This window comes from Nonomuraea rhizosphaerae (assembly GCF_019396405.1).
Lineage (GTDB): Bacteria > Actinomycetota > Actinomycetes > Streptosporangiales > Streptosporangiaceae > Nonomuraea > Nonomuraea rhizosphaerae.
Window position 1 is genome coordinate 1 of record NZ_JAHKRL010000411.1, and the last position, 10,866, is coordinate 10,866.

Here is a 10,866-nt window from a genome sequence, read left to right on the forward strand (position 1 = left end):
GCGCCGCCGTAGTTGTCACCGCTGTACAGCTGCCGTAGCTGTACAGCGGCCATGCACCGGTGCCGCCACGCCATTCGCCGGGTGCTCCCCTGAAGAGTGCCGACGTCGCGTGATCGATCACCCCCGCGATCGCTGGGCGCGCTCGTACGGCGGTGCCTTCGCGTCACCCCTCGGGCGCTTCCCACCTGGGACGTGCCTCTGCGGTCGATCGCATTTCCCCGTCGGACGTTCACATGGCGGTGTCGTCACCTCACCCGGCGGCGCGCCTGCGTGGTGGGGCCGTCGCGTCGCCGGGCGGGCGTTTCGGGCGCAGGCGGGCGCCTTCGCGTTGGATCGCGCCTTGCCATTGGGGCGCGTTCACACAAGGGGGCCGCCACCCCTGCCTGTGGCGACTGCCCAGGCAGGAGGCCGCCATCTCGTCTCTGGCGGGTGCGCTCGTGTGGTGGTGGTGTCCCCTCGGCGGGGGTGTTCGTGGCTCAGCTCATGGACACCGGAAGTTCCTTGATGCCGTTGATGAAGTTCGAACGGAGTCGCCGTGCCTCACCCGTCTGCCGGAGCCGTGGGTAGCGCCGGGCCAGTTGCTCGAACAGGACGCGCAGCTCCAGCTTCGCCAGGTGGTTGCCCAGGCAGAAGTGGGCGCCGCCGCCGCCGAAGCCGATGTGCGGGTTGGGGTTGCGGCCGATGTCGAAGACCTCGGCGTCGGGGAAGACGGAGGTGTCGCGGTTGGCCGAGGAGTAGAAGACGACGACCTTGTCGTTCTCGCGAATCTGCTGACCGCCCAGCTCCAGGTCAGCCGTGGCGGTGCGGCGGAACAGGTTCACCGGGGACACCCAGCGGACGATCTCGTCGGCGGCCGTCTTGGCCATGGTGGGGTCGGCGGCGAGGCGTTCCCACTGGTCGGGGTGCTCGAAGAGGGCGAGCATCCCGCCGGAGGCCGCGTTGCGGGTGGTCTCGTTGCCGGCGACCACGAGCAGGAGGACGAACAGGTCGAACTCGTTCTCGTCCAGCGTCTCGCCGCTCTCGTCCGGCTGGATGAGCTTGGTGACGATGTCGTCCTTGGGATTCGCCTTGCGCTGGGCGGCCAGCTGGTTGGCGTACGCGTAGACCTCCGCCGCCGCCGCGCCGCCCTGTTCCGGGGACTCGGCGTAGTCGGGGTCCTGGGCGCCGATCATGCGGTTCGACCAGTTGAAGAGCTTGTCCCGGTCGGCGACGGGGGCGCCGAGCAGTTCGCAGATCACGTACAGGGGGAGTGGGGCGGCCACCTCGGTGACGAAGTCCGTCTCTCCCGAGCACTTGTCGAGGAGGTCGTCGCAGATGTCGCGGATGTGCTGTTCGAGAGCGCCGATGGTGCGGGGGGTGAAGCCGCGGTTGACCAGCGAGCGCCGCCGGGTGTGCTCCGGCGGGTCCTGGTTGAGCATCATCAGCCGCTGGAGGGCCCGCTGCTCCTCGGGCACTTCGTTGAACAACGCGAGCCGGCGGGAGGAGGAGAAGAGGTCCGAGTGCCGCGACACGTGCTGGACGTCCTCGTACCGCGTGACCGCCCAGAAGTCCGGCTCGCCGGGATGGCGGTGGACCGGGGCGTTCTCGCGCAACCAGCGCATCTGCTCGTGCGGCGGTCCGGAGGCCGCGTAGTCGTCCTGATCAACGAGGTCAATATGCACGGAACGTCACCTCGGGCCGCTGAAGTGGTGGATTGGGTGAATACAGGATGTTCTGGTCAATCCGGTCGATCGGGTCGATAGGGAACAATCTAGTCAATCCGACGGGTCTGTGTGTTCGTGTGGGTGCGGGGCGGTTCCGGATACGAGGCGGCTTCGGGCGCGGGGGTGGTTCCGGTACGGGACAGCTTCGAGGGCGGACAGCTTCCTTCGGGGGCGGGACTGCTTTGAGGCTGGGTCGCTTTCGCTGCTGCTGGCGCAGGTGCTGCGGTTTGAGTGGACGTCGGTACGGGTGTGATGTGGGCGAGTGGGATGCGGGCAGAGGTCCGTAGAAGACGTGATCAAGCGCTTGGTTAGGCACCTTATTGAAACGTGTTCTATTACGCTCTGCCGCCTCAGTCAACCGCCCGCCCTTGTCCCGGTCCAGTCTTCGCGCGGTGATCATTCTAGGGCCCCAGGTTGAGGGGATGAGATTCATCGGGTGTCTGGCGGCTTTTGAGGCAGGTTTGCCCAACAAGAGGTGCTTGTGGCGGTGAGGAGAAGGGAAGGGTGCGAGGTGGATGAGCCTCTGCTTGGTGCGGTGATGCAGGAGATACCTCCGAGGATCTGGGTGTTACGCGCGTGAAGGGAGTCCGCTATGTTGGCGGTGCGACCTCCGATGTGTGTGAGCGCTAACCCGGGTTCCACCGGCCAAGGGTGGGGCTCGTAGGACGGCTGCAACCGCTTGTGGTGCGGCTTTGCCTACATGGATCCGATGTATCGGGCTCTGAAGCCTTGACAGGCCCTACCGAGGCCGACCAGCATCAAGGCTAGAGACATCCGATGTATAAACCTAGGGATGCGGTGTGAAGCTGCTGCGAGTAGGACCTGTCGGCCAGGAGCGACCGGTGGTGATGGACGGCGCCGGACGCCTGCGCGACATCGGGGAGCCCGAGATTGACGGGGCTTTCCTCGCTTCCGGGGGAGTGGCGCGCGTCCGGGAGGCGCTCGAACGCGACGCGCTGCCCGTGATCGACGCCGAGGGTCTGCGGATCGGGGCTCCCATCGCGCGGCCGGGCAAGATCGTCTGCATCGGCCTGAACTACAGCGACCACGCCGCCGAGTCCGGCGCGGAGGTCCCGTCGGAGCCGGTCGTGTTCATGAAGGCCGCCAACACCATGGTCGGCCCGTACGACGAGGTGCTCGTGCCGCGAGGCAGCGTGAAGACCGACTGGGAGGTGGAGCTGGCCGTCGTCATCGGCAAGCCGGCCCGCTACCTGGGCAGTCGTGAGGAGGCGCTCGACGTCATCGCCGGGTACGCGGTGGCCAACGACGTCTCCGAGCGTGAGTTCCAGCTCGAACGCGGCGGCCAGTGGGACAAGGGCAAGTCGTGCGAGACGTTCAACCCGCTCGGCCCCTGGCTGGTGACCCCGGACGAGGTCGGCGACCCGCAGAGCCTGGCCATGAAGCTGACGGTCAACGGCGAGGTGCGCCAGGACGGCGACACCAAGAACATGATCTTCGATGTGGCGGAGATCGTCCGCTACCTGAGCCAGTTCATGGTGCTGGAGCCGGGCGACCTGATCAACACCGGGACTCCGGCCGGGGTGGCCATGGGCAGGCCCGACAAGCCGTACCTGCGCGCGGGTGACGTGGTGGAGCTGGAGATCGAAGGGCTCGGCCGCCAGCGCCAGACGGTGGGGCAGGCATGACCGCTCCCCAAGACGACACGTCTCCGGAAGGTGGCGCGCCTTCCCGAGGTGGCGTGTCTGCCGACGGCGGCACGCCGGGGGAGGTCGCTGCTCGGCGCGGTTACCGGATCGTGGCGATGGAGACCCATGACATCCGGTTCCCCACCTCCCGTGAGCTGGACGGCTCCGACGCCATGAACCCCGACCCCGACTACTCCGCCGCCTACGTCGTGCTCACGACCGACGACGGCCACGCGGGGCACGGGTTCGCCTTCACCATCGGGCGTGGCAACGACATCCAGACGGCGGCCATCAGTGCGCTGGAGTCGTTCGTGATCGGCAGGGACGTCGAGGACCTCGGCGCGCTCTACAAGGAGATGGTCAACGACTCGCAGCTGCGCTGGCTGGGCCCGGAGAAGGGCGTCATGCACATGGCGATCTCCGCCGTGGTCAACGCCCTGTGGGACCTGAAGGCCAAGCGCGCGGGCAAGCCGGTGTGGCGGCTGCTGTCCGAGATGTCGCCCGAGGAGATCGTCGATCTGGTCGACTTCCGGTACCTGAGCGACGCGCTGACGCCCGAGCAGGCGCTGCGGATCCTGAGGGAGGCGGAGGGCGGCAGGGCGGAGCGGATCGCCGAGCTGGAGCGGCGCGGCTACCCGGCCTACACCACGTCCCCCGGCTGGCTCGGGTACGACGACGACAAGCTGCGCCGCCTGTGCAAGGAGGCGATCGAGGCCGGCTTCGGCCAGATCAAGCTCAAGGTCGGCGCCGACCTCGCCGACGACGTCCGACGTTTCCGGGTGGCCCGCGAGGTGTGCGGGGCCGACTACCCGATCGCGATCGACGCCAACCAGCGCTGGGACGTGGGCTCCGCCATCGAGTGGGTGAACGCTCTGGGGGAGTTCACCCCGCACTGGGTGGAGGAGCCGACCAGCCCCGACGACGTGCTCGGCCACGCCGCCATCGCCGAGGGCATCAGGCCCATCCCGGTCGCCACCGGGGAGCACGTCCAGAACCGGATCGTGTTCAAGCAGCTTCTGCAGGCGGGCGCGATCTCGTACCTGCAGATCGACTCCGCCCGCGTCGGCGGCGTGAACGAGAACATCGCGATCCTGCTGCTGGCGGCCAGGTTCGGCATCCCCGTCTGCCCGCACGCCGGCGGCGTGGGGCTGTGCGAGCTGGTGCAGCACCTGTCGATGTTCGACTACGTGGCGGTCAGCGGCACGATGGACGGCCGGGTGATCGAGTACGTGGACCACCTGCACGAGCACTTCGTCGATCCCGTCGTCATCCAGGGCGGCCGCTACCTGGCCCCCAGCGCGCCGGGCTTCAGCGCGGCGATGCGCCCCGAATCGATCGCCGCCCACAGCTTCCCCGGCGGCGAGGTCTGGAGAAACGCATGAGTCTCAGAGCTATCGTCACGGGCGGCGGCTCGGGGATCGGACTGGCCGCCGCCACCGCCCTGGCCGAGCGCGGCATGAAGGTCGCCTGCCTGGACGTGAACCCGCCCGGCGACCCGTTCATCGGCATAAAGGTGGACGTGACCGACGACGCGGGCGTCCGCGCGGCCGTGGCCGAGGCGGCGGAACGGCTCGGCGGCATCGACATCGTGATCAACAACGCCGGCATCGGAGCCCAGGGCACCGTCGAGGACAACCCCGACAGCGAGTGGCAGAAGGTGTTCGACGTGAACGTCTTCGGCATGGTCCGCGTCACCCGGGCGGCGCTGCCGTACCTGCGGCGGTCGCAGCACGCGTCGGTGGTCAACACGTGCTCGATCGCGGCCACCGCGGGCCTGCCGAACCGGGCGCTCTACAGCGCGACCAAGGGCGCGGTGCTGTCGCTCACGCTCGCGATGGCCGCCGACCACGTACGCGAGGGAATCCGCGTCAACTGCGTCAACCCCGGCACCGCCGACACCCCGTGGGTCGGCAGGCTGCTCGACTCCGCGGACGACCCGGCGGCCGAGCGCGCCGCGCTGAACGCCAGGCAGCCCATGGGCCGGCTGGTCAGCGCGGAGGAGGTCGCCGCGGCGATCGCCTACCTGGCGGGTCCCGAGGCCGGCGCGACCACCGGGACCTCGCTCGCGGTCGACGGAGGCATGCAGGGGCTTCGGCTCCGACCAGCCAACTGAGGCGCCCGGCCGACCAGGCGCCCGGCCTACCAAGAAAGGTAACCCCCCACCATGAAGCTTGGTCCTGTGGTCGCGACCGCGGCCCTCCTGGCGATCGTCACCGCGTGTGGCTCCGGCACCCAGACGGGAGCCTCCGGCACCCAGACCGGAGGCGCCGCCCAGCCGCAAGGCGGGAAGATCGGCATCGACCATCCCCGCGCCGACTCCGACTTCTGGAACTCCTACATCAAGTACGTCCCCCAGATGGCCGGAGAGCTCAAGATCGACCTGATGACGCCGACGAACTCGCAGAACGACGTGACCAAGCTGGTCAACAACGTTCAGGCGCTGATCGGCCAGGGCGCCAAGGCGGTCGTCATGGCGCCGCAGGACACCGGCGCCATCGCCTCGACCCTGCAGACGCTGGCGAACAGGAAGATCCCCGTCGTCAGCGTGGACACCCGCCCGGACAAGGGCCCGGTCTACATGGTCGTCCGCGCCGACAACCGGGCGTACGGGACCAAGGCCTGCGAGTTCCTCGGCGAGAAGCTGGGCGGCAAGGGCAAGGTGGTCCAGCTGATGGGCTCGCTCAGCTCGGTCAACGGCCGGGACAGGGCCGAGGCGTTCCGCGAGTGCATGAAGAGCAAGTTCCCTGGGATCACGGTGTTCGAGGAGCCGACCGAGTGGGAGGGCAGCAAGGCCGCGTCAATGCTGCAGACCAGGCTGGAACAGAACCCGGACATCAAGGGTATCTACATGCACGCGGGCGGGGTGCACCTGGCGCCGACGCTGCAGGTGCTCAAGCAGAAGAACCTGCTGGTCCCGCCGACCGACTCCAAGCACGTGTTCGTGATCTCCAACGACGGCATCCCGCAGGAGTTCGAGGCGATCCGCAAGGGTGACATCGACGCCACGGTGTCGCAGCCCGCGGACCTGTACGCGAAGTACGCCCTCTACTACGCCAAGGCGGCGGTCGAGGGCAAGACCTTCAAGCCGGGCCCGACGGACCACGACAGCACGATCATCCAGCTCCCGAACGGTCTGGAGGATCAGCTTCCCGCCCCGCTCGTCACCAAGGACAATGTTGACGACAAGAGCCTCTGGGGCAACCAGGTCAAGTGATGAAAAATCACGTTGAAGCCCGGAATATCGTCAAGCGGTTCGGTCCCACCACGGCGCTCGACGGCGCGGGCATCACGATCACCGAGGGGGAGACCCACGCGCTCGTCGGCAGGAACGGCGCCGGCAAGTCCACCCTGGTCTCCATCCTCACCGGGCTCCAGCGGCCCGACGAGGGCGAGGTGCTGTTCTCGGGAGAGACCGCGCCCGCCCTCGCCGACCGCGACGCCTGGCGGCAGCGGGTGGCGTGCGTCTACCAGAAGTCCACGATCATCCCGGCGCTGACGGTGGCCGAGAACCTGTTCCTCAACCGCCAGACCGCCCACGGCATGATCAGATGGCGGGCGCTGCGGGCCAGGGCCCGTGAGCTGCTGACCACGTACGAGGTGGACGTCGACGCCGAGGCGCTGGCCGGTGACCTCAACGTCGAGCAGCGCCAGCTCGTGGAGATCGCCCGCGCGCTGTCGTTCGGCGCGCGCTTCATCATCCTCGACGAGCCGACCGCCCGGCTCGACGGCCCGGCCATCGAGCGGCTGTTCACCCGCATGCGGGCGCTGCGCGAGCAGGGCGTGACGATGATGTACATCTCCCACCATCTGGACGAGGTGTACGAGATCTGCCAGAGCGTCACGGTCTTCCGCGACGCCCGGCACGTCCTGACCAGGCCCGTCGCCGAGCTGCCGCACGACGAGCTGGTGGCGGCGATGACCGGCGAGGCCACGCTCTCGTACGAGGCCAGGGCCCGGGCCGGCGCCAACGGCACGGTGGTGCTGGAGGCGGAGGGCCTGTCGCTGGCCGGCCGCTTCCAGCGGGTGGACCTGTCGGTCAGGAGCGGCGAGGTGGTCGGCCTCGCCGGATCGGCCAGCAGCGGCAAGGTCGGACTGGCCGAGACCCTGGTCGGCCTGCACCGGCCCGACTCCGGGACGGTCGTGGTCAACGGCACGAAGGTCAGGCCGGGCGACGTCCCGGCCGCCCTGGACGCCGGGCTCGGCTTCGTGCCCGAGGACCGGCACCGTGAGGGCTTCGTCCCGCTGCTGTCCGTCGGGGAGAACGGCACACTGCCGATCGCCCGCAAGCTCGGCCGCCTCGGCGTCGTCTCACCGTCCAGGCGCAGGGCCAGGGCCGAGGAGCTGATCGACCGGCTGGACATCAAGACCGAGGGGCCCGACCAGCCCGTCGGCGACCTGTCCGGCGGCAACGCGCAGAAGGTGGTGTTCGCGCGGGCCCTGGTCGACGACCCGGCCGCGCTGGTGGTGATCAACCCGACCGCGGGCGTGGACGTCAAGGCCAAACAGGCCCTGCTCGGCGCCGTCGAGGACGCGGTCGAGCGCGGGGCGGGGGCCGTGCTGGTCTCCGACGAGCTCGACGACCTGCGCATCTGCGACCGGGTACTGGTGATGTTCCACGGCAGGGTCGTGAAGGACGTGCCGCGTGGGTGGACCGACCACGAGCTGGTGGCCGTGATGGAAGGCATACAAGAGTGACGCCGACAAGAGTGACCCCGACAAGAGCGACCACACTGACCGCGCCGGCCTCCCGGTTGCGGCTGGCCAGGTTCCGGGACCTGACGCTGGTGCCGGTGATCGTCATCCTGCTGATCGTGGGCGCGTTCGCGGACCCGATCTTCCTGACGCAGGGCAACCTCGTCAACGTCCTGCAGCAGCAGGCGGCGATCTCGCTCCTGGTGCTGGCCGAGGCGCTGATCCTGATCGCCGGCAAGTTCGACCTGTCGCTGGAGTCGACGGTCGGCATGGCGCCGGCCCTCGCGGTGATGCTGGCGATCCCCACGTCCGCGGGCGGGTTCGGGATCGGGTTACCAGGCGGGCTGGTGATCCCGCTGTGCCTGCTGATCGGGGCGGCGATCGGCGCGTTCAACGGGTTCCTGATCATCAGATTCCAGCTGTCGGCGTTCATCGTCACGCTGGCCATGCTGATCATCGTGCACGGCCTGCAGCTCGGCCCGACCGAGGGCAAGACGCTGTTCGAGCTGCCGGAGTCCATCCTCTACCTGGGCAGCGCGGTCTGGCTCGGGCTGCCGGCGGCGATCTGGATCGCGGGCGTGCTGTTCGTGGCGGGCATCGTCGGTCTTGGTTACTTCCGGGTCGGGCGGTCCCTGTACGCGATCGGCGGCAACTCCGACGCGGCCAGGGCGGCCGGCATCCGGGTGGACCGGGTCCTGTGGGGCGTGTTCATCCTCGGCGGCACGCTCGCCGCGCTGGCCGGCGTGCTGGAGACCGGACGGCTCGGCGCCATCGGCTCCAACCAGGGCGTGGGCTGGATCTTCATGGTGTTCGCCGCGGCCGTCATCGGCGGCGTCAGCATGGACGGCGGCAAGGGCACGATCCTCGGCGCGCTCACCGGCGTGCTGGTGATCGGCCTGGTCCAGAACATCCTCACGCTCAAGAGCGTCTCCGGCTTCTGGCAGCCGGTGGTCTACGGCGGCATCATCCTGATCGCGCTCATCATCAGCCGCATAGCGGGAGGGAAGGCGCAGGACTGATGGAACGAATCGCACTGCGTACCAGGCTCAAGGCGGGGTTCGAGGAGACCTACGATCGGGAGCACGCCCGCATCCCCGCCGAGCTGGAGGCGGCCATGCGGGCGGCGGGCGTGCACTCCTGGCGGATCTTCCGCGACGGGCTCGACCTGTTCCACTTCGTCGAGGTGGACGACTACGCGGCCTTCCAGGCGGCGATGAAGGACGACCCCGCCGACCAGGCGTGGCAGCGGAAGATGAACCGCCTGCTCGACGGCGACTTCGACAAGGAGTCCGGCGGGCTGGCGCAGGTCTGGGAGATGACATGACGTTCTGGAGGCGCAAGTGATCGAGCTGCCGCGTCTCGGCTTCGGAGCCGCTCCGATCGCCGGGCTCTACGAGGCGGTCGGCGAGGAGCAGGCCCGCGCCACCGTGGACGCCGCGTGGGAGCACGGCGTGCGCCTGTACGACACGGCGCCGCACTACGGCCTCGGCCTGTCCGAACGCCGGCTCGGCAGCGCGCTCCGAGGCCGTTCGGGCTTTGTGCTGTCGACCAAGGTCGGCCGGCTGCTGGTGCCCAACGGCGCCGCCGCCCGCGACGACCAGGGCTTCGACGTGCCCGCCGCGCTGAGGCGCGAATGGGACTTCTCCCGCGACGGCGTGCTGCGGTCGCTGGAGGAGTCACTCACCCGGCTCGGCCTCGACCGCGTCGACGTCGCCATCGTCCACGACCCCGACGACCACGCCGACCAGGCCATCGCCGAGGCCTACCCGGCGCTGGCCGACCTGCGCTCGCAGGGCGTGATCGGCGCGGTCGGCGTCGGCATGAACCAGTGGCAGGTGCCGCTGCGCTTCGTCCAGGAGACGGACATCGACGTCGTCATGCTGGCCGGCCGCTACACGCTGCTCGACCAGTCGGGGCTTCCCCTGCTGGACGCGTGCGCCGGACGCGGCGTCCGGGTGCTGGCGGCGGGCGTCTTCAACAGCGGCATGCTCGCCACCGCCACCCCGTCGGGCACCTACGACTACGCGCCCGCCTCGGCGGAGGTGCTCGGCCGCGCCCGGCGCATCGCCAAGGTCTGCGAACGGCACGGGGTCCCGCTGCCGCAGGCGGCCATGGCCTTTCCAGCGCGCCACCCGGCGATCGCCTCGGTCGTCCTCGGCGCCCGCTCGCCCGAGGAGGTCGCCGCCAACACCGCGCTCTGGCAGCGGCCGGTGCCCGACGATCTGTGGGCGGAACTGGAGGCCGAGGGACTGCTCTGACCTGGGACGCGGCTGATCGGCTGCGCTAACCGCGGGCGTACTCGACGACCCAGAGCCCTGGGATCACCTCGACCTCGCCGCTCTTCACGAACCCGAGCCGCTCGTACAGACCGCGGGCCGGGCCGTTGTCGCGGCCGGTGGACACGACGATCCGCCGGTCGCCGGCGCGGCCGGTGACCTCCTCGACCAGCGCGCGCCCGACGCCTCTGCGGTGCGCCTCCGGGGCGACGACCAACCGGTCGATGTCCACCTCGTCGGCCGTTTCCGTCCAGGCGACGGCTCCGACGAGGAGGTCGCCGTCGTACGCGGCCGCCCACGTCAGGGGGCGTGCCCGCAGCTCGTCCAGGGTCTCGCTCAGCGGCGGGATCCGGGTGTCGCCGATGATCTCCGCCTCGACGGCGTACGCGGCGTGCTGCACCTCCAGCAGCCGGCCGCCCACCGTGTCGTCATGAGGCGATATTTCGGATATCCGCATGTCGCGAGTATCCCCCACCCGACCTCCCCCCACCGCACCACCCGCCCGCCGCCCGCCGCCCGCCGCCCGGCGTCCGCCCGGCGTCCGGCTGC

The 10,866-nt window shown here is 69.6% G+C and carries 10 protein-coding genes; 8 read left to right on the top strand and 2 right to left on the bottom strand.

Going from position 1 to position 10,866, the window contains the following annotated elements; all coding sequences use genetic code 11:
- Positions 1-476 precede the first annotated feature (476 nt).
- Positions 477-1,661, bottom strand: a complete 1,185-nt coding sequence (locus tag KME77_RS21035) for a cytochrome P450 (protein ID WP_219470392.1) — start codon at positions 1,659-1,661, stop codon at positions 477-479.
- An 842-nt stretch (positions 1,662-2,503) separates the two neighbouring features.
- On the opposite strand from KME77_RS21035, the gene KME77_RS21040 reads away from it, so the two are divergent.
- The 8 genes from KME77_RS21040 to KME77_RS21075 are packed head-to-tail and all read left to right on the top strand — an operon-like array spanning position 2,504 to position 10,299.
- Positions 2,504-3,349, top strand: coding sequence for a fumarylacetoacetate hydrolase family protein (locus KME77_RS21040; RefSeq protein WP_219470395.1), 846 nt, complete (start codon positions 2,504-2,506; stop codon positions 3,347-3,349).
- A gap of 53 nt (positions 3,350-3,402) precedes the next feature.
- Positions 3,403-4,731: an L-fuconate dehydratase gene (locus KME77_RS21045; protein ID WP_308250798.1), complete on the top strand. Its 1,329-nt coding sequence runs from the start codon at positions 3,403-3,405 to the stop codon at positions 4,729-4,731.
- The gene (locus KME77_RS21050; protein WP_219470397.1) at positions 4,728-5,462 is read left to right on the top strand and encodes an SDR family NAD(P)-dependent oxidoreductase; all 735 of its coding nucleotides are present in this window, start codon (positions 4,728-4,730) and stop codon (positions 5,460-5,462) included. The genes KME77_RS21045 and KME77_RS21050 overlap by 4 nt, the downstream gene beginning before the upstream one ends.
- Positions 5,463-5,513: 51 nt before the next feature.
- Complete coding sequence (locus KME77_RS21055; protein WP_219470399.1) at positions 5,514-6,563, top strand: sugar ABC transporter substrate-binding protein; 1,050 nt, start codon at positions 5,514-5,516, stop codon at positions 6,561-6,563.
- Complete coding sequence (locus KME77_RS21060; RefSeq protein ID WP_219470401.1) at positions 6,563-8,044, top strand: sugar ABC transporter ATP-binding protein; 1,482 nt, start codon at positions 6,563-6,565, stop codon at positions 8,042-8,044. The genes KME77_RS21055 and KME77_RS21060 overlap by 1 nt, the downstream gene beginning before the upstream one ends.
- Before the next feature lie 11 nt (positions 8,045-8,055).
- Positions 8,056-9,060 carry an ABC transporter permease gene (locus KME77_RS21065; RefSeq protein ID WP_308250799.1) on the top strand — a complete coding sequence of 335 codons (1,005 nt, stop codon included), beginning with the start codon at positions 8,056-8,058 and terminating at the stop codon, positions 9,058-9,060.
- Complete coding sequence (locus KME77_RS21070) at positions 9,060-9,365, top strand: L-rhamnose mutarotase (RefSeq protein WP_219470402.1); 306 nt, start codon at positions 9,060-9,062, stop codon at positions 9,363-9,365. The genes KME77_RS21065 and KME77_RS21070 overlap by 1 nt, the downstream gene beginning before the upstream one ends.
- Before the next feature lie 16 nt (positions 9,366-9,381).
- Positions 9,382-10,299: an aldo/keto reductase gene (locus KME77_RS21075; protein ID WP_219470404.1), complete on the top strand. Its 918-nt coding sequence runs from the start codon at positions 9,382-9,384 to the stop codon at positions 10,297-10,299.
- A 25-nt stretch (positions 10,300-10,324) separates the two neighbouring features.
- Here the strand turns inward: KME77_RS21075 and KME77_RS21080 are convergent.
- Positions 10,325-10,866, bottom strand: a 542-nt coding sequence (locus KME77_RS21080; protein WP_219470405.1) for a GNAT family N-acetyltransferase, incomplete at its 5' end; no start/stop codon positions are given.